General features: G+C 33.5%; 16 protein-coding genes and 1 pseudogene. 3 read left to right on the top strand and 14 right to left on the bottom strand.

The features are described 5' to 3' along the window. Window positions 1–41: 41 nt before the first annotated feature. Both BDW25_RS10135 and BDW25_RS10130 read right to left on the bottom strand, forming a co-directional pair. Window positions 42–743, bottom strand: coding sequence for an HAD family hydrolase (locus BDW25_RS10135; RefSeq protein WP_002449021.1), 702 nt, complete (start codon window positions 741–743; stop codon window positions 42–44). 282 nt (window positions 744–1,025) lie between these two features. Further along, window positions 1,026–1,256: a hypothetical protein gene (locus tag BDW25_RS10130; protein WP_002449031.1), complete on the bottom strand. Its 231-nt coding sequence runs from the start codon at window positions 1,254–1,256 to the stop codon at window positions 1,026–1,028. A gap of 692 nt (window positions 1,257–1,948) precedes the next feature. Between BDW25_RS10130 and BDW25_RS10125 the strand changes: the two genes are divergently transcribed. After that, window positions 1,949–2,143 carry a hypothetical protein gene (locus BDW25_RS10125; protein ID WP_002449037.1) on the top strand — a complete coding sequence of 65 codons (195 nt, stop codon included), beginning with the start codon at window positions 1,949–1,951 and terminating at the stop codon, window positions 2,141–2,143. A 753-nt stretch (window positions 2,144–2,896) separates the two neighbouring features. Here the strand turns inward: BDW25_RS10125 and BDW25_RS10120 are convergent. Beyond that, entirely contained in the window at window positions 2,897–3,976 is a 1,080-nt protein-coding gene (locus BDW25_RS10120) for a branched-chain amino acid aminotransferase (RefSeq protein ID WP_002488398.1), read from the bottom strand. A 174-nt stretch (window positions 3,977–4,150) separates the two neighbouring features. Next, a complete protein-coding gene (locus BDW25_RS10115; RefSeq protein WP_002449055.1) occupies window positions 4,151–5,107 on the bottom strand; it encodes an NAD-dependent epimerase/dehydratase family protein in 957 nt (318 codons plus the stop codon). Window positions 5,108–5,380: 273 nt separating this feature from the next. Between BDW25_RS10115 and BDW25_RS10110 the strand changes: the two genes are divergently transcribed. After that, window positions 5,381–8,266 (top strand): 5'-nucleotidase C-terminal domain-containing protein, encoded by a 2,886-nt coding sequence (locus BDW25_RS10110; RefSeq protein WP_133945514.1) that lies wholly within the window; start codon window positions 5,381–5,383, stop codon window positions 8,264–8,266. 76 nt (window positions 8,267–8,342) lie between these two features. Here the strand turns inward: BDW25_RS10110 and BDW25_RS10105 are convergent, their stop codons facing one another. The 4 genes and pseudogenes from BDW25_RS10105 to BDW25_RS10090 form a co-directional block, all read right to left on the bottom strand. Continuing rightward, on the bottom strand, window positions 8,343–9,296 hold the full coding sequence (locus BDW25_RS10105; RefSeq protein WP_002455745.1) for an ornithine cyclodeaminase family protein: 954 nt from the start codon (window positions 9,294–9,296) through the stop codon (window positions 8,343–8,345). A 312-nt stretch (window positions 9,297–9,608) separates the two neighbouring features. Continuing rightward, window positions 9,609–10,028 carry an NUDIX hydrolase gene (locus BDW25_RS10100; RefSeq protein WP_002455746.1) on the bottom strand — a complete coding sequence of 140 codons (420 nt, stop codon included), beginning with the start codon at window positions 10,026–10,028 and terminating at the stop codon, window positions 9,609–9,611. A 4-nt stretch (window positions 10,029–10,032) separates the two neighbouring features. Further along, complete coding sequence (locus tag BDW25_RS10095; RefSeq protein ID WP_002455747.1) at window positions 10,033–10,545, bottom strand: GNAT family N-acetyltransferase; 513 nt, start codon at window positions 10,543–10,545, stop codon at window positions 10,033–10,035. A 156-nt stretch (window positions 10,546–10,701) separates the two neighbouring features. Then, window positions 10,702–10,842, bottom strand: a pseudogene (locus BDW25_RS10090) (8-amino-7-oxononanoate synthase); the annotation flags it as partial. A gap of 163 nt (window positions 10,843–11,005) precedes the next feature. Here BDW25_RS10090 and BDW25_RS10085 point away from each other — a divergent pair. After that, window positions 11,006–12,172 carry a M20 family metallopeptidase gene (locus tag BDW25_RS10085; protein WP_133945511.1) on the top strand — a complete coding sequence of 389 codons (1,167 nt, stop codon included), beginning with the start codon at window positions 11,006–11,008 and terminating at the stop codon, window positions 12,170–12,172. Window positions 12,173–12,354: 182 nt separating this feature from the next. On the opposite strand, the gene tuf is transcribed toward BDW25_RS10085, so the two are convergent. The 6 genes from tuf to rpoC all read right to left on the bottom strand — a co-directional run bounded on the left by tuf (window position 12,355) and on the right by rpoC (window position 20,996). After that, the gene (tuf, locus tag BDW25_RS10080) at window positions 12,355–13,539 is read right to left on the bottom strand and encodes an elongation factor Tu (protein ID WP_133945508.1); all 1,185 of its coding nucleotides are present in this window, start codon (window positions 13,537–13,539) and stop codon (window positions 12,355–12,357) included. A 209-nt stretch (window positions 13,540–13,748) separates the two neighbouring features. Beyond that, window positions 13,749–15,830: an elongation factor G gene (gene fusA, locus BDW25_RS10075; RefSeq protein ID WP_133945506.1), complete on the bottom strand. Its 2,082-nt coding sequence runs from the start codon at window positions 15,828–15,830 to the stop codon at window positions 13,749–13,751. 121 nt (window positions 15,831–15,951) lie between these two features. After that, on the bottom strand, window positions 15,952–16,422 hold the full coding sequence (gene rpsG / locus BDW25_RS10070) for a 30S ribosomal protein S7 (protein ID WP_001137495.1): 471 nt from the start codon (window positions 16,420–16,422) through the stop codon (window positions 15,952–15,954). Window positions 16,423–16,491: 69 nt separating this feature from the next. Next, entirely contained in the window at window positions 16,492–16,905 is a 414-nt protein-coding gene (gene rpsL / locus BDW25_RS10065; RefSeq protein WP_002449050.1) for a 30S ribosomal protein S12, read from the bottom strand. An 89-nt stretch (window positions 16,906–16,994) separates the two neighbouring features. Further along, the gene (locus BDW25_RS10060; RefSeq protein ID WP_002449063.1) at window positions 16,995–17,255 is read right to left on the bottom strand and encodes a ribosomal L7Ae/L30e/S12e/Gadd45 family protein; all 261 of its coding nucleotides are present in this window, start codon (window positions 17,253–17,255) and stop codon (window positions 16,995–16,997) included. Window positions 17,256–17,402: 147 nt separating this feature from the next. Next, on the bottom strand, window positions 17,403–20,996 hold the full coding sequence (gene rpoC / locus BDW25_RS10055; RefSeq protein WP_161800511.1) for a DNA-directed RNA polymerase subunit beta': 3,594 nt from the start codon (window positions 20,994–20,996) through the stop codon (window positions 17,403–17,405). Window positions 20,997–21,020: the final 24 nt, after the last annotated feature.

The following is a 21,020-nucleotide window of genomic DNA, read 5'->3' as shown; positions in this document are numbered from 1 at the left end:
TAAATATAGAAAATAACCATTATACTTTAATCTCTTTTTGTTTAATTATTTTGTGTATATTTTTTTAATACTTCTGGTACACTCACAGCTGTTTCAATCACGTAATCAGCATCCACAAGTTCCTCTTTTTTTGCGATACCACTTAATACACCAATGGCTAGACCTAACTTTGCATTCACTTTAGTCTTCATATCATTATTTGTGTCACCTACAATGGCTACATCTTCCGGTTTAACATCGTAATGATCAAAAAGTGGTTTAAGTACTTCAGGATTGGGTTTTTCAGCCGCATGCGCTTCAGTAGAAATGACTAAATCAAACGCATCTTTAGAATGTGTTTCTTCTAAAAATTGTGTCACTCCTTTTTCAGAGTCGCTAGTCACAATACCAATTTTATAGCCTTCTTGTCGTAATGATTGAATCATATCATAAACGCCATCTATCCAGTTATTTTCTGGTTCACGGCTATCTACTAATGTTTGACTTGTATCACGCGTCCATTTAGAAACATCTTTTCCAGATTCATCATTAAATGCATGAACAATTTCATCTAACGATCCTGAACCCATAACAGAATCTGGACTAATCGTATCTTTAACAACGCCTAGTTTGCGAAGCGTTGCTTCTTTATTTGCTACAGGAAATGTCTCTAGGAAACTATTTACCAAACGTACGCCAATTTTTTCCCAACTATGATCAAATTCGATTAATGTACCATCTTTATCAAATAATATCCATTCCATTTATATATACACTCCTTATTTTATATTTCATTGTAATATACATTGTTCTTTTAAGTATAGTAAAAGAACTGCTTAGCATATGTTTATAAAAAAAGCCATACCTCTCTAGGTATGACTCAACTAAGAATATATAAAACTAGTTTTGAATAACTTTGGCATTACTATGCCTCAACGGGAATGAGACTATGTGTAAGGGAATAATCTCTAAGAATATCATACATCACTTCATTTTTATTGTCCACAACAAGTTGATAAGTATCAACATTCTATTTCATTATATATTTATAACCTTACAGGTGCGATATTAAAAAATTCTACTTTTCCACAGTTTTTGCATTCTGTAATAAATGTTTTAATATTTGATGTTTCAGTATCGTCAGAAACTGGAGAAAATACAAATTTATCTTCATGATATTTAATTTTAGGTGCTATACAACATGTATCACGATGTTTTTTCTTATGAAAATCAGACATTGTTTCAATTTCCTTGTTTGAATATTTAGCTTCAGTCATTATCATCACCTCTTATTTAATGTGTTTCAACTTTATCATAAACGATTAAAAAATTGTGCACAATTCCTTAATTGTTTACTTTTAATACCTAAATGTTAATTCGCTATAATTTAAATTATATATTAAGAAACACGCTTCTTATTTAGTAACTATATCTAAATAAAAAGCGTGCTTTACTAGTATTTAATGAAAATATATATTCAATTCGATTAGGGGGAACAATTAATTAATTTCTCGGTTCACCATTTACAAGAATACCACTTACTAAATCATATACTTTTTTAATGAAACTAAAGATATCTAACATGGTTTTCATCTCCTTAAATATGTTTACAACTAATAGTTTAGTACATATTTTAATTTATAGGGGATTTCTGCCTAAATTGATATGATTCATGCTAAAGTGTCTTGATTTCCCTATTATTTCATATTAAATGTTGCCTAGAAGTCCAAATTATTCATCAAATTCCAAAAAAATGAAAAAGATGTATTGAAAAATAATAGAAAATTTGCCTTATTGCTTTTATATCTATAAGTGGTTTAATTAATAGATAATACAGTGATTATAACCTTCACTTAAAAAATGAATGAACTGATTCATCAAATTCTATAACATATCTTTATGATATACTATTGAGTAATTTTAACAATGATATTCATCATATCATTACTAAAAATGAAAGGATATATTCATGTTAATCGTTATTTTTATTTTATTCGGAATTGGAATTGGATTATTTATATTTAGTTTCTTCTTAGCACAAAATGAAGGACTCGCTTATAAAACAATTAGCAGAGGGTTTTCTGCACTATTTGTATCACTTGGTATATTAGCATTAATGGGATATCTCATTAATTTTATTTCTTCACATTATTTAAATATCTAATTCCTTATATTTTCTATTCTCAAAAAAGTGGAAAGACATCATTTAAAGTTGTCTTTCCACTTTTTCAATTTACTTTGTTGTATTATTGGTATCTTGATGATACTTGAATTAAATATATATCGTATTAATTACTCTAAGATTATCCAAATCACTGATAAAAATTGGAGCCAGATAATCAAACAGATCAAAATCATAATTAGTATTACTTTCATTGAAACTTAGTCTTACTAGTCGTGTACTAGCGAGGCTTTTTTCACATACAAAAAGGGGCTTTATGCCCCTAAAGATCTATATCATTTAAATGAATTTCATATGCTGAGATTACCTAAGTAATAATGGTATTAGGTATATGGTATTTGTAATAGAAGAAAAACACTAAGTCAAGGGTCGTCATTTAGGTAATCTCATTACTTATTATTACATAATAAAATTTAATTATCTATACTATTGAAATAAAAAAATAATATTTTTTACATTTAAATCTAATTAATTATTAAAATGATAAAAAATTGTTTATCTTTATTTGTAAAGGGTATAATTTAATTCGCAGAATATTTCGTTATAATATTTTGCTCCTTATTTATTTTACATCACCACTCTTACTTAGTTCGACATAAGCTATGTTAAGAGTGGTTTCTTTATACAAAAAAGAAGCCAACTCACTTTTTGATATACCCCCAAAAGTTGTTCTAAAATAAAAAACAACAAGATAGAAACCGCGTGGTTATAACGTTTCCAGCTTGTTGTTATAAGTTATTTATATTCCGGCACAATAACTCTCCAACCATGTTTATCTTCTAATTTACCACTTTGGATACCAGTGTATGTGTCATATAATTTTTTAGTGATTTCTCCAGGTTCATTATTATTAATCACAATTTCTCTATCTTCATATTTTAATGTACCTACTGGAGAGATGACTGCTGCCGTACCAGAACCAAATACTTCTGTTAATTCGCCTTTATCGTAAGCTTCGAATAATTCATCAATAGATACTTTACGTTCTTCTACTTCATAGCCTAATTCTTTTGCTAATTCGATAATTGATTTACGTGTAATACCAGGTAAAATACTACCATTTAACGCAGGAGTTACTAATTTGCCATTTTCAACAAAGAAAATGTTCATACTACCTACTTCTTCAACATATTTTTGTTCAACGCCGTCCAACCACAATACTTGATCATATCCTAAGTTATTCGCATTGGTTTGTGCTAATAAACTTGCTGCATAGTTACCTGCTACTTTAGCAAAACCTACACCCCCACGAACTGCACGTACATATTCATCTTCAACATAAATTTTTGTTGATTTTAATGTATCACCGCCGTAGTAAGCGCCTGATGGAGATAAGATAATTAATAATTTGTATTTTTTAGAAGCACGAACACCTAAGATGCCTTCTGTAGCGAATACGAATGGACGAATATATAAAGATTGACCCTCGCCTTCTGGCACCCAATCACGTTCGATATCAACAAGTTGTTTCAAACCTTCTAATAATAATTCTTCATCTACTTTAGGCATTTCTAAACGCGCTAATGAATCATTGATACGTTTGAAGTTTTGATCTGGACGGAATAATACGACCTCACCATTATGTTTATATGCTTTTAAACCTTCAAATACAGCTTGACCATAGTGTAAACTTTGTGCTGCTGGAGAAATTTCAAACGGTGCATAAGGAACAATTTTTAATTCTTGCCAACCGCCTTTTTCTTCATCATAATCTACACTTAACATATAGTCAGTGAAATATTGCCCAAACCCAAGATTTCCTTCTGGTTTTTCTTTAAGTGTGTCACGTTGTTCAAATTTAACTTTTTCTGACATGTTGAAGCCTCCTAATATATTTCATGAATAAGATTTAATATAAATTATAGCAATCTCATATAGTCTATTCAATAAATTTTCTAAAAATTCAAATAAAATAAAAAATGAAACCCTTTTCTTTTTTATACTCTTTAAAAGAGAGTCAAAATCCAAACCACCTTTTTAATTATGAACTTATGTCTTTTCTTCATTTTCTTTAATCGTTCGTATCATTGTTTCTGTCATTTTAGCCAAATGATACTTTGGATTAAAGCCCCATTCTTTTCGAGAATAACTGGTATCAATATTATCTGGCCACGTATCTGCAATCGCTTGTCTTACTGGATCGACATCATAATCTAATGTAAATTCAGGAATATGTTTTTGAATTTCTTTCTTAATCATCTCAGGTTCAAAACTCATTGCGCTTAAATTATAACCATTGCGTATTACAAGTGTCTTACTATCCGCTTCCATAAGTTGAATAATCGCATCAATGGCATCGTCCATATACATCATATCCATATACGTATGTTTAGCGATATAACTCGTGTAGTGACCATGTCTAACCGCTTCGAAATATATTTCTACTGCGTAATCTGTAGTACCTCCGCCTGGCTCTTTGGTATGTGAAATGAGCCCTGGAAATCTTACACTACGTGTGTCGACACCAAACTTTTTAAAGTAATATTGGCATAATAATTCACCTGTAACTTTATTTATCCCGTACATTGTTGTCGGTTGTTGAATCGTATTTTGAGGTGTGTTTTTCTTAGGTGTAGACGCACCAAATGCCCCAATTGAACTTGGCATAAAGAAATGTAAGTCATACATTCTTGCAGTTTCTAAAGCATTCATTAACCCACCCATATTTAAATCCCAAGCCTGCAAAGGATTTTTTTCAGCTGTTGCAGAAAGTAACGCAGCCATATGCATAAGTGTATCTGCTCTAAAGTCTTCTACTACAGCCATCATTGCGTCACGATCTGTTACATCAAGTAATTCAAATGGACCATCATTAATCAATGAATGTGGTTCTAGCTCTTTAATATCAGTGGCTAATACATTATTTTTCCCATATAATTTTCTACATTTTAGTACCAATTCAGTTCCTATTTGTCCTAGTGCTCCTGTAATTACAATTCTCTTCATTATTATTTCTCCCTTTATCTTATCTATCCTAGTAGCGACTTTTTAGAACTCCCCATATTCTTAGATCCACTATATTATAAAACTATTTACATATATCATTAGATTGTACGTTAAAGTAATAATTTTATTCTTCTAATAAATTACTTATTTGATTTAATTTACGTTTTGTTTGTTAATTATTTTTAAAACTATCTTAAATTATTTTTTCCTTCTTATATTTCAGCGCCTATATGCTACTATAAACTTGTAAATTATTTTTAAAAGGAGGCTAACATGAAGAAATATTTTGTATCACTCTTATTGATTTTCTTTATTGCTTTTGGATTATTATCTTTAACATCATATGCAGCAGAAGTTCCCGATACCGCTTCAACTTTACAAAATGATGCGATATCTTCCCAATCTAAAGCAATGACATCTTCACCACAAGAGAAAACATCTCAAAATCATCAAACTACTTTTTCAGAAAAAACAACTTCTGAAAAAGCGACTACGGAAAATGTCTCAACTATTAAAACCTCTCAAGATAATGTATCAACACAAAATAAGACTCAAATAGTTGAGCAACATATTTCTTCACCACAGACGAACTCAACATCATCGACAACTGTAACATCTCAAACGTCATCTGAAGTACCTACTCAAGAAAAAGCATCACAAACAACTCAAACATCATCGGCACAACTTCAAACTTCAAAAGAAAATATTACTGCACCAAAAGCAATGTCTCAAAAGACATCATCAACCTCTTCTGTTCAAACATCTCGCCCATCAACTAATGTATCAACCCAAAAGGCTACACTAACACAAACATCAAAATCTCAAGATACGACAACATTAAACCATAAGAACATTACAACTCAAACTACTTCAAATACTAAAGCAACTACACCATCATCTACAACACACGCTATTTTACATACAAATGATATTCATGGTCGCTTTGTAGAAGAAGACGGAAGAGTGATTGGCATGGCTAAAGTAAAAGGTCTTAAAGATCAAATTCAACCTGATTTAGTATTAGATGCGGGAGACGCTTTCCAAGGACTGCCTGTTTCAAATAAATCAAAAGGTGAAGAAATGGCAAAAGCGATGAATAGTGTAGGTTACGATGCTATGACAATCGGTAACCATGAATTTGATTTTGGTTATGATCAGTTAATGAAATTGCAACAACAGCTTAATTTCCCAATGTTATCATCTAATATTTATAAAGATGGCCATCTTATATTTAAACCATCTACAATCATAACTAAAAATAATATACGTTATGGGGTTGTAGGTGTGACAACACCTGAAACTAAAACAAAAACCTCTCCAACAGCAGTTAATGATATTGAATTTAAAGATCCACTTCCTAGTGTGACACAAGCAATGAATGATATTAAAGATAATGTAGACGTTTTTGTTATTTTATCTCACTTAGGTGTCGATAAATCTACAAGAAATATATGGCGTAGTGATTATTTAATTGATCAATTAACACAATCAAAACTATTTTCACACCCCATTTTCGTCGTAGATGGACATTCACATACCGTAATCGAACATGGTAGATACTACGGCGCAAATAATGTACTTACTCAAACAGGTACAGCACTTGCAAATGTTGGACGTATTGATTTCGATGTACATAATGGAACTATTAATAATGTAAATGCCTCACTGATTAATGTGGCAGATACTAAAGAAGTTCCAACTGACTCTCAAATTGAAGCTCAAACACGTCAAGCAAATAACGAATTTTTAAAAGAAACCTCAACTGTGATTATTCCAAATAATCCAGTGACGTTAAATGGCGAACGTGAACACGTACGTACACAAGAAACTAATTTAGGGAACCTTATTACAGATGCTATGGAGGCTTATGCTGAAAAGAATTTCTCACATCGACCTGACTTTGCAGTCACAAATGGTGGTGGTATTAGAGCTTCTATTCAAACAGGCCAAGTAACAGAAAATGATGTTATAACAGTATTACCTTTTGGAAATTTAATTTCTCAAATTGAAGTTAAAGGTTCTGACGTTAAACAAGCATTTGAACATAGTTTAAGTTCTACTACCGATATTCAAGATGGGAAAAAAGTTTTAGCCCCAAGTGGTGGCTTTTTACAAGTATCAAATTCAATTCGCGTATACTTTAATCTTGATAAAGAATCTGGCCAACGTGTCAGTGCCATTAAAATCTTAAACAAATCAACTGGTAAGTATGAAAATTTAGATTCTAATCGTACATATTATGTAACGACAAATGATTTTACAGCTCATCAAGGTGATGGTTATGATATGTTCGGTGGAAAACGTGAGGAAGGAATCTCTTTAGATGCTGTTGTTTCCCAATATATAAAAGAAGCTGATCTAAGTAGTTATGATACAGTGGATGCTGTACGAATCATCAATGGTCAACCTGAAATCGATGAACAAACTGATGATGCGACTACTACACAACCGCATGATCAAACGACATCATCTCAATCAAATACACACCTAGAAGGAGCACAACCAAAACATCCAGGTAAAGTCTCTCAACCTAATAAAAAAGATAATGATCACAAAGTAGTTGCCATTCATGAAAGTCCTCATCCTTGTATCAACCATCATAAATCAATAGCACCAAAACATCATTCAAATGATATGGCAAATACAAACCATAAACATCTTACTTCAACGCATACTCAACAATGTCATACTCATGCTATAGCAATTGATAAACACAAAAATTATACTGGTACGCATGCACACATCAATCACTATGATGTTGCTCATCACCCTATCAAAACAATGCTATCTTTAGAAAATAAGTTAACTCAAGAATCACAATATCATAACATTGCACATTTGATTGGACCTTATCAATATCAATCTAATCAAGAACTTACATCATCTAAAGCATGTCATACGAATAAAGGATCAAGAGCGTATACATTACCTCTAAAGCATGGTACGGATTCAAATACTCATCATGATTCTATACACGTAGTGACAATAAATGACTCAGAAGCAACATCAGAATTAACTGGATGTTATACAAATAAGCATCATGTACAACTTCCAAGCACAGGTAAAAAAGAGGCTAATTTAGAGCACGGTATTGCGATTTTATTAGTAACAACAGGTGCTGGATTGATATATCTTCGTCAACGTAAAAAATCAGCATAATATTTAAATAAAAATACCGTATCAGCCATGTCTACGTTATCACTGATACGGTATCTATGTTTTATACAGTATAGGGTTAATTAGTTTGTTGAGCTTTTTTATAAAAGTATTGTGCCACTACTATATCTACAATAGCTAAACCTACTGATTTAAATACTGTCACTTCTTCTTCATCATCACGTCCAGATATTTTTCCACTTACGATATCTCCTAGTTCACCATGTAATGATCGCTCAGTAAGGATGCCTTCTTCTAATGGTACTTTTAAATCACCTGTTTCTTCCATTGCTGCTTCTGTAGATTCAACAACTATTTTATTAGCAATCAACATCGTTTCTGAAGGTAGTTCTTGCATTTCAGGTTTAAATGAACCTACTGCATTTAAATGAACACCGGGATGTAATGAATGAGAATACACCGGTTTATTTGAATTTGTAGCTGTCACAACAATATCTGCGTTTTCCATGGCTTGATCTGCTTCATCGAAGACTTTTGTTGACACGTGATACGTTTGTTTCACAAATTCAGCCAATGTTTCAGCTTTAGCTCTTGTACGACTCGAGATATGAAGCATTTCAATATCTCTCACTGCTAATATTGCTGCAATGAGCCCCTCAGCTTGATCTCCAGCGCCAATCACACACAATGTTTTTGCATTTTCACGCGCTAAATATTTTGTAGCTACACCAGAAATGGCGCCTGTACGAATCTTAGTTAAATAACTACCATCAAGTACAGCAAGGGTTTCTCCTGTATCATAATCGCTCAGCAAGACTGATCCAGTAATTGTTTTTTTATCTAGTTTAGGATTATTAGGTGCGAAAGTGACTGTTTTAATACCGACAATATTTAATTCATCTGATAAAGCTGGCATCACTAAATATCTATTTTCTTTATTAAAAGGTAACACATAACGTAATGGCGTTTCAGTTTTTCCTTCTGAAAACACCTGTAACGCATGACCGACTTCTTCAATCACTTCTTTCATATCTAATAAGTTTTGTTGATCTTGTTCATTTAAAACGATCATTTCATAGACCTCCACTATTTGGATATTGTTAAATGATAGATTAGAAGTAACAATCATTCAATTTAATCATTATATATTCTAATCCACTGAATATTAATATTTTTTATAGATTTTATTAACTTATTATTGTGATGATATAAAATTGATGATGTCTTTATATTATAAATAAAAGGTACAGTTTATATAATAAAGTGCCTTGCGATTTCATAACAATATGAAACTATTCATAAACTTTTGACACCCATCACTTTTCTTATGAGAAAAGTGATTTTTTTATATCTTCCTATAAATGATTGCTATAATACCTTTGTTTCAATCTATAACACCTTCATTATAATAGGTAGCTTTATTATTTAAAAATACTTTTAAACTGTGATTATAGTATGTAAGATTTTGATCTGCTTCTTCGATGGTCATCCATTTTGTTTCTGAAATTTCATCTTTCATTTGTATATCTATGACTTCATTTTTAATTGTAGCTTTAAACATAATAAATAATGTGTGTACATTCATTTGAGTTGATTTACCTTCATTAATACTTACGATATCTCCAATCTTAGCATTAAGACCTGTTTCTTCCATTACTTCACGTTTCAAAGCTTCAATTAGCGTTTCTTCCTTTTCTACCTTTCCTCCTGGTAATGACCACCCCCCGCCATCTGTATTATTAACAAGTAATACTTTTCTTTCTTGATTTTGTATGAGCGCATATACGACTTTTAAATCTTTCACAGTTTCACCTTCCATCATTTGGAATTTCAAATCGACTTACTGGCTGGCCGTTTTTTTTAATGTACGAATTAATTTCATATCCTCCATGTTTTTTTATTACTTTTTGTGAAGCATAATTATAAGGATTACATGTCATCAATACTTTATGTATCCCCATTTTATTTAGTCTATTTAATGCTTCTTCTAACATGCTTGAAGCATAACCATTTCCTCTGTATGGTTTGGCGACGCCATAACCTACATGTCCTCCAATGTTTTTTAATTTATCATTAAGTTCATGACGAATATTTACTGCACCAACAATATCATCATTTTTAAAATAAAATAATGTTGTAGAAGGAACGGTATTCATATTTACGGGTGGATGATTCAATTGTTCGACCATTTGTTGAAAAGATTGATAATGTGCGACATCGACATTAGATGGAACAATTTTCTCATTGTTGTCATACCAATATTGTAAATATCGAATTAAACTTTCTTTATCTTTATACTCTAGTTTTCTTAATTCAAGCATGTATACACCTCTTTTTTTACAATTAGTGTACCACTAAAAATGAAAAACAATCCATTTATACATTTAAACTAATAGATGACTCAAATTAATTAAATGTTTATTTAATACTATTTAACCTTTTCCAACTTTTTAATACTTTAAGTGCTTGATCTAACATTTTTTAGTGCGTGCGACATAATCACCTACGACATCGATAGCTTTAGATAATGTACCGATTTGGAAATCAATTTTGTCTTGTAAGTCTAAATGTTTTACTATTCCTGCACCTTTATCTATCACAAAACCATGTGTCTCATCATTTCTCTTTTATTATTGATTCATCATCATTTTATATTATAAGATAATTCATTCATTTAATACCTGGTAGTGTATCTTTTATTAAAATTATAATGAGTGACTACTGAGTTTAAGTAGAATTTGTTATACTAAAGTTCATAATAATTAGGAAGAAGTGGTCAATGTGTTTGATTGGTTTCAATTAGCCAGTGAAAAAGAAAATAGAATGATTCAAATGCGTCGTTATATGCATCAATATCCAGAGCCTTCATTTGAAGAAACGTGGACACATAACTACATTCTCAATCAGTTAAGTCATTTAGACTGTGAGATTGTGTCACCTGTAGGACGAAATGGTATCAAAGCAACTTTTAAAGGAAAAGAAAATGGCCCAACTATTGCATTTCGTGCAGACTTCGATGCATTACCAGTCCAAGAATTAAACGAAGTTCCATATAAATCTAAAAACGATGGTTTTATGCATGCATGTGGACACGATGGTCATACTGCTATTTTATTAGGTGTTGCTGAAATTGTTCACGAACATCGTCACTTATTAAAAGGAAATGTTGTATTTATTTTTCAATATGGTGAAGAGATTATGCCAGGTGGCTCTCAAGAAATGATTGATGATGGCTGTTTAAACGATGTTGATAAAATTTATGGTACTCATCTTTGGAGTGGTTATCCTACTGGTACAATTTATTCAAGACCAGGTGCAATCATGGCTTCTCCAGATGAATTCTCGATTACCATTAAAGGTAAAGGAGGTCATGGCGCTAAACCTCATGAAACAATTGATCCAATTGTAATTATGGCTGAGTTTATACTAAGTGCTCAAAAAATCATTTCTCGTACCATTGATCCTGTAAAAGAAGCAGTATTAACCTTTGGTATGGTACAAGCAGGTTCTTCTGATAGTGTTATTCCAGATTCAGCATTTTGTAAAGGGACCGTACGTACCTTTGATACAAAACTACAAGCTCATGTTCAAGAGAAAATGGATAAGTTATTACAAGGTCTTGCATTAGCGAATGATATCACTTATGACATGGAGTATATTAGAGGGTATTTACCAGTTCATAATCATGAAGCAGCTTATGAAACAGTTAAACAAGCGGCAAATGATTTACATTTACGTTTTAATAAATCAGAACTGATGATGATTGGTGAAGACTTTTCACACTATCTAAAAGTCCGACCTGGTGCATTTTTCTTAACTGGATGTGGCAATGCTGATAAAGGTATTACAGCCCCACATCACAATCCTCATTTTGATATTGATGAAGTAGCATTTAAATATGCTGCAAGTGAATTTCTTAAAATCTTAGAACTTGAAAGCGTTTTTTAATTCATTGTTAAATATGTATCGTAAATCTTAGAATAGAAACGATTGAAACAGCTCATAGATAGTATTTATCTATGAGCTGGTTTATTAATATTTTTTACTAAATGAAAGCAAAGTGAACTTACGTCTTATTTTCAAATAAAAAAAGACCCCCACTAAGGGAGTCTTCCATATCAAATAATAAATTATTCGGAGATTTCAGTTACAACGCCTGATCCTACAGTACGTCCACCTTCACGGATTGAGAAACGAGTACCGTCTTCAATCGCGATAGGAGCGATTAATTCTACTGTCATTTCAACGTTGTCGCCAGGCATTACCATTTCAGTACCTTCTGGTAAGTTAACAACACCAGTTACGTCAGTAGTACGGAAATAGAATTGTGGACGATAGTTAGTGAAGAATGGAGTATGACGTCCACCTTCATCTTTTGATAAAACGTATACGTCTGCTTTGAATTTTGTGTGAGGTGTAATTGAACCTGGAGCAGCTAATACTTGACCACGTTGTACATCTTCACGAGCAACACCACGTAATAAAGCACCGATGTTGTCACCAGCTTCAGCGTAGTCTAATAATTTACGGAACATTTCTACACCAGTAACAGTTGTTTTAGAAGTTTCTTTAATACCAATAATTTCAACTTCTTCACCAACTTTGATTTGACCACGTTCAACACGGCCTGTAGCAACAGTACCACGACCAGTGATTGAGAATACGTCCTCAACTGGCATCATGAATGGTTTATCAGAGTCACGTTCTGGAGTTGGAATATAATCATCAACTGCTTGCATTAATTCTAAGATTTTTTCTTCGTATTGAGCATCGCCTTCTAAAGCTTTTAAAGCTGAACCAGCGATTACAGGTACGTCGTCACCTGGGAAGTCGTATTCAGATAATAAGTCACGTACTTCCATTTCAACTAATTCTAATAATTCTTCATCGTCAACCATGTCAACTTTGTTTAAGAATACTACTAATGCTGGTACACCAACGTTACGTGATAAAAGAATGTGTTCACGAGTTTGTGGCATTGGACCGTCAGCAGCAGATACTACTAAGATAGCGCCGTCCATTTGAGCAGCACCAGTGATCATGTTTTTAACATAGTCAGCGTGTCCTGGGCAGTCAACGTGAGCATAGTGACGTTTATCAGTTTGATATTCGATGTGTGCAGTATTGATTGTAATACCACGTTCTTTTTCTTCTGGAGCGTTGTCAATCATGTCATATGATTGTGCTACAGTGTCACCATTTTTAGCTAATACAGTTGCGATAGCAGCTGTTAAAGTAGTTTTACCATGGTCAACGTGACCGATAGTACCAATATTGGCATGTTCTTTTGAGCGATCAAATTTTTCTTTTGCCATTATTAAATCTCTCCTATTCTAGTTAAGTTATTTCAATATTATCTCTCATGATAGTTACTCACTATCATGAGACATAATGATTGTTCTAAAAAGAATTCATAGTTCTTTTATAATGCATTTTGGATAAAAAATCAATTCATAAAGATGAATGCTTAATTAATAAGCTCAAGCTGTATTTTACCTAGATTTACTAGTTAAAACAAGTTATATTATTCACCTTTATTTTTTTTGATGATTTCTTCAGCAATTGATTTTGGAACTTCTGCATAATGGTCAAAGTACATAGTGTAAGTACCGCGACCTTGAGTGTTAGAACGTAATGAAGTTGCATAACCAAACATTTCTGAAAGTGGTACATAAGCGTTAACAACTTGTGCATTACCACGTGGTTCCATACCATCAACACGTCCACGACGAGCTGTTACGTCACCCATGATATCGCCCATGTATTCTTCAGGCATTTCGATTGTAACTTTCATCATTGGTTCTAAGATAACTGGATCACATTTTTTAGCAGCTTCTTTAAGTGCTAATGATGCAGCAATTTTGAAGGCCATTTCTGATGAATCGACATCATGGTATGAACCATCAAATAATTTAGCTTTAACATCAATTAATGGATAACCAGCTAATACACCGTTTTCCATAGCATCTTTAAGACCAGCTTCAACTGATGGAATGTATTCACGAGGAACTACACCACCAACGATAGCGTTTTCGAATTCGAAACCTGCGCCAGTTTCATTTGGAGTGAATTCAATATGAACATCACCATATTGTCCACGACCACCTGATTGACGAGAGAATTTACCTTGAACTTGAGCAGATTGTTTAAATGTTTCACGATATGAAACCATTGGTGCACCTACGTTACATTCAACGTTGAATTCTTTTTTCATACGGTCTACTAAGATATCTAAGTGTAACTCACCCATACCGCCGATGATAACTTGTCCAGTTTCTTCATCAGTATGTGCATGGAAAGTAGGGTCTTCTTCTTGTAATTTAACTAAAGCTTGAGTCATTTTATCTTGGTCAGCTTTAGACTTAGGTTCTACTGATAAGTGAATAACTGGTTCTGGGAATTCCATTGATTCCAAGATAATGTCATTTTTCTCACCACATAAAGTATCACCAGTACCTGTTTCTTTAAGACCTACAGCTGCAGCGATATCTCCTGAGTAAACAGTATCAATTTCTTGACGAGAGTTCGCATGCATTTGTAATAAACGACCTACACGTTCACGTTTGTTTTTTGTTGAGTTTTTAACGTATGAACCAGATGTTAACGTACCTGAATATACACGGAAGAAAGTTAATTTACCAACATAAGGGTCAGTCATAACTTTGAACGCTAATGCTGCGAATTCGCCATTATCGTCAGCTTTTGCAATGACTTCTTCATCAGGATTTTCAGCACGATGACCTACGATAGGTTTAACATCTAATGGTGATGGCAAGTAATCAATTACTGCATTAAGCATTAATTGAACACCTTTGTTTTTGAATGCTGTACCACAAAGTACTGGGTAGAATTCTACGTCAGTAGTTGCTTGACGGATAGCATTTTTTAATTCATCTACTGAAATTTCTTCGTCACCAAGATATTTTTCCATTAATTCGTCGCTAGTTTCTGCAACTGCTTCGATTAAGTTAGAACGAGCTTCTTCTGCTCTTTCTTTGTAATCGTCAGGAATTTCAATTTCTTCAATTTCTGTACCTAAGTCATTTGTATATTTGAAGCATTTCATTTCAACTAAGTCGATGATTGCTTCAAATTCATCTTCGGCACCAATTGGTAATTGGATAGGTGCTGCATTTGCTTGTAAGCGATCATGTAATGTGCTTACTGAATACTCAAAGTTTGCACCAAGTTTATCCATTTTGTTAACGAATACAATACGAGGAACACCATAAGTAGTAGCTTGACGCCAAACAGTTTCAGTTTGAGGTTCTACACCTGATTGAGCATCAAGTACAGTAACCGCACCATCAAGTACACGTAATGAACGTTCAACTTCTACAGTGAAGTCTACGTGCCCTGGTGTATCGATAATGTTAACGCGGTGGCCTTGCCAAGAAGCTGTTGTTGCAGCTGATGTGATTGTAATACCACGATCTTGTTCTTGTTCCATCCAGTCCATTTGTGAAGCACCTTCATGTGTTTCACCAATTTTGTGGATACGACCTGTATAATAAAGAATACGTTCAGTCGTTGTAGTTTTACCAGCATCGATGTGAGCCATGATACCGATATTACGAGTGTTTTTCAAAGAAAAGTCTCTAGCCATTGTTTTTCTCCTTCCAGTTATTACTGAATAAGTACTATAGAATATGGCGATGCCCTAAGCATGAACCATTTTACTTGGTAAACCAATATGACGGAACACACTCAGGGTTAAAGCTTTAATCTTACCAACGATAGTGAGCGAATGCTTTGTTCGCTTCAGCCATTTTGTGAGTGTCCTCACGTTTTTTGACTGCACCACCTGTATTATTAGCAGCATCTAAGATTTCGTTAGCTAAACGATCTTCCATAGTTTTTTCACCACGAAGACGAGCGTAGTTTACTAACCAACGTAATCCTAAAGTCGTACGACGTTCTGGGCGCACCTCAACAGGTACTTGGTAGTTTGAACCACCTACACGACGCGCTTTTACTTCTAATACTGGCATAATGTTGTTAATAGCTTCTTCGAATACTTCTAAAGCATCACGACCACTGCGTTGTTCTACAAGGTCAAATGCAGAATAAAGAATTCTTTGTGCTGTTCCGCGTTTACCATCTAACATAATTTTGTTAATTAATTTTGTAACTAACTTAGAGTTATGAATTGGATCTGGTAATACGTCTCTTTTAGGTACTGATCCTTTACGAGGCATTATAAAGTCCTCCCTTCCTATTATAATATATTCTTAAAAATTGATAGTAAAATTTACACAATCTTAAACTTAATTTTTAGGTTTTTTAGTTCCGTATAATGAACGTCCTTGTCTACGTCCATCTACACCTGAAGTATCAAGCGCACCACGTACAATATGGTAACGCACACCAGGTAAGTCTTTTACACGTCCACCACGTACAAGTACAACACTGTGTTCTTGTAAGTTATGGCCGATACCAGGAATGTATGCGTTGATTTCAATGTTGTTTGATAAACGCACACGCGCGTATTTACGTAACGCTGAGTTAGGTTTTTTAGGTGTCATTGTACCTACACGAGTACAAACACCACGTTTTTGAGGTGAGTTTAAGTGAGTAAATTGTTTCTTTTTACTATTGAAACCTCTGTTTAACGCTGGTGAATCTGATTTTTTAGATTTACTTTGTCTAGGTTTACGTACTAATTGGTTAATAGTTGGCATTGAATGTCCTCCTCTCTTCATTTTTTAATTCCACACATCCAGGTGGTTCATTTTTAGGTTAAATAAAATTTAGTAAGTGTAAAAACTTACTAATTCTCATTCAATAACGCAACAATTGTCGCATTAACATTAATACCTACTGCTTTTCCTAAAGCCGATTTGCTTTCGAAATAAGTAATCGGTATGCTTTTATGATTGATTTGGCTAAATACTTGAGCTAATAAATATATCTCAACATCTTTAGCAATAATCAATGATGTAACTTGATCTTTTTTCAACGCTTTTAACGTTTGTTTAAGACCAACTACAAAATGTTGTTTGTTAAAGCGTGCAACTTTTTCATTAGACATTAAATATCCTCCAAAGTTCTGCTTGCATCAACCTTTACAATAATAACACTTTATATAATAATTAGTCAACATTTTTTATCATTTTCTGTAAATATTAAAAGAAAAGAACTTGGAACAAATTAAAGTTCCAAGTTACTTTCACATTAATTACTCAGTCACTTCTGCTTCGTCAGTTTCAGCAACTGGAGTACCCACTTTATCGTATTTAACGTCACTATAACGTCTCATACCTGTACCAGCTGGGATAAGTTTACCAATAATAACATTCTCTTTAAGTCCAAGTAAGTCATCGCGTTTACCTTTAATAGCAGCATCAGTAAGTACACGAGTAGTTTCTTGGAAAGAAGCCGCAGATAAGAAGCTTTCTGTTTCAAGAGATGCTTTAGTAATACCAAGTAATACTGGTTTTGCAGTAGCTGGGCGTTTACGTTCTTTAAATGCTTCTCTATTAGCATCAGTAAAGTTATGAATATCTACTAATGAACCTGGTAGAAGTTTAGTATCACCAGCTTCAATAATTCTTACTTTACGTAACATTTGTCTAACCATTACTTCAACGTGTTTATCGTCAATTTCTACACCTTGCATACGATAAACTTTTTGCACTTCTTTAAGTAAGTAGCTTTCAGTCGCGTTTAAACCAGCAACAGCTAAGAAGTTCTTAGGTTCAATAGAACCTTCAGTTAATACTTCTCCACGTTCTACTGATTGGCCAATTTCTACTTTAATTCTTGAAGTACCTGAAGCAAGATAAGATCTTGTTTCATTAGCGCCTTTAATCACAATTTCTTGTTGGCGATCTTTTGCTAATTTAATATCTTCAACGACACCTTCGATTTCAGTAATTACCGCTTGACCTTTAGGGTTACGTGCTTCAAAGATCTCTTGTATACGAGGAAGACCTTGAGTGATATCGCTTCCTGCTACCCCACCTGTATGGAAAGTACGCATTGTAAGTTGAGTACCAGGCTCACCAATTGATTGAGCGGCAATAGTACCAACTGCTTCACCTACTTCAACTTTTTCACCTGTAGCAAGGTTTTTACCGTAACATTTTTCACATACACCATGACGAGTATTACATGTAAATGCTGAACGGATATACATTTTTTCAATACCTGCATCTGTAATTTTCTTAGCAATTTCAGGTGTGATTAATTCATCAGGACGAATAATGATTTCATTCGTTTCAGGATGACGAATTGTTTCTTTAGAATAACGTCCTTCAATACGTTCGACAAATGGTTCAATCATTTCTGTACCTTCTTTAATATCAGAAACTAATAAACCACGGTCCGTACCACAATCTTCTTCACGAACGATAACATCTTGTGCAACGTCAACAAGACGACGAGTAAGATAACCTGAATCAGCTGTTTTAAGTGCTGTATCGGCAAGACCTTTACGCGCACCATGCGTTGAGATGAAGTATTCTAATACTGTTAAACCTTCACGGAATGATGAAGTAATTGGTAACTCAATAATTTTACCTGATGGCGCAGCCATTAACCCACGCATACCGGCTAATTGTGTGAAGTTAGATGCGTTACCACGGGCACCTGAGTCACTCATCATAAAGATTGGGTTTGTTTTTTCAAGTGATTGCATTAATTCGCCTTGAATTTGATCTTTAGCATCTGTCCAAATTTCAACAACTGCGTTGTAACGTTCATCTTCAGTGATTAAACCACGATTAAATTGTTTAGATACACGTTCTACTAATTTTTCATGTTCATCTAAAATTTGTTGTTTATCTGGAAGTACTACGATATCAGATACACCAACTGTGATACCAGCTTTAGATGAGAATTTGAATCCTAAATCTTTCATACGGTCAAGCATCATTGATGTATCTGTGATGCTAAATCTGTTAAATACTTCAGCAATAATATTACCTAAGAATTTTTTGTTGAAAGGTGCAGTAAGTTCTTGCTCTTCGAAGTAAGCTTTAAGACCACCTTCACCTAATTGTGTTGGATCAACAAAATATTTATCAGGTGTTTTATCTTCTAAGTTTTCTTGAGTAGGTTCATTAATATATGCAAATGAATCTGGAATGATTTCATTAAAGATCACTTTACCTACAGAAGTAGCTAAAATTTTATTATTTTGTTCTTCTGTAAATGTAGGATTATTAAGTGAACGTGCATGTAAACCTATACGAGTGTGTAGATGCACATAACCATTTGCATATGCTTTAAGTACTTCATTTGTATCATTAAAGATTATACCAGTATTTACAGCATCTTTACGTTCTAAAGTTAAGTAATAGTTACCTAATACCATATCTTGTGATGGTGTAACAACTGGTTTACCATCTTTAGGGTTCAAGATATTTTGCGCCGCTAACATTAACATACGTGCTTCAGCTTGTGCTTCTTTAGATAATGGTACGTGTACCGCCATTTGGTCACCATCAAAGTCAGCATTATAAGCTGTTGTTACAAGTGGATGTAAACGGATTGCACGTCCTTCTACTAAAGTAGGTTCGAAAGCTTGAATACCTAATCTGTGAAGCGTTGGGGCACGGTTAAGTAATACTGGGTGTTCTTTAATGACATCTTCTAATACATCCCATACTTCATCATCCATGCGTTCAATTTTACTTTTCGCATTTTTAATGTTTGTTGCGATTTCACGTTGTACTAATTCTTTCATAACGAAAGGTTTAAATAATTCAAGTGCCATTTCTTTTGGAAGACCACATTGATACATTTTTAAGTTTGGTCCTACCGCGATAACTGAACGACCTGAGTAGTCAACACGTTTACCAAGTAAGTTTTGACGGAAACGACCTTGTTTACCTTTTAACATATGTGATAAAGATTTCAATGGTCTATTACCTGGACCAGTTACTGGACGACCACGACGACCATTATCGATTAATGCATCTACTGCTTCTTGTAACATACGTTTTTCGTTTTGAACGATGATACCAGGAGCACCAAGATCTAATAAACGTTTCAGACGATTATTACGGTTAATAACACGACGATATAAATCATTTAAATCACTTGTTGCAAAACGTCCACCATCTAATTGAACCATAGGACGAATTTCTGGTGGAATAATTGGTAGTACATCTAAAATCATCCATGAAGGATTATTTCCAGAATTTCTAAATGATTCCACAACTTCTAAACGTTTAATTGCACGTGTTAATCTTTGTCCAGTTGCTGATTCTAATTCATCACGTAATGCTTTTAATTCTTCATCTAAGTCAATTTCTTCTAATAGGTCTTTAATACCTTCTGCACCCATTTTTGCTACAAATTGACCTGGGTATTTATCATAATATTCTCTGAATTCAGCTTCAGATAATAATGATTTTTTCTCTAATCCCGTTGGACCTGGATCTACAACCACATAAGAAGCAAAATAAATAACTTCTTCTAATGATCTTGGAGACATATCTAATAAAAGACCCATGCGGCTTGGGATACCTTTAAAGTACCAAATGTGAGAAACAGGTGCTGCTAATTCAATATGACCCATTCTTTCACGACGAACTTTAGATTTTGTGACTTCTACACCACAACGGTCACAAACCATGCCTTTGTAGCGTACACGTTTGTACTTACCACAACTACACTCCCAGTCTTTTGTAGGTCCAAAAATTCTTTCACAGAAAAGACCATCTTTCTCAGGTTTCAAAGTACGATAGTTTATTGTTTCTGGTTTTTTTACTTCACCATATGACCAAGAACGGATTTTTTCAGGTGAGGCTAAACCGATTTTCATATAATGGAAATTATTTACATCAAT

Source organism: Staphylococcus sp. AtDRG32, from assembly GCF_004365845.1.
Lineage (GTDB): Bacteria > Bacillota > Bacilli > Staphylococcales > Staphylococcaceae > Staphylococcus > Staphylococcus hominis.
The sequence above is the reverse complement of the archived record's forward strand: the minus strand, read 5'-3'. Positions and strand labels throughout refer to the sequence as shown.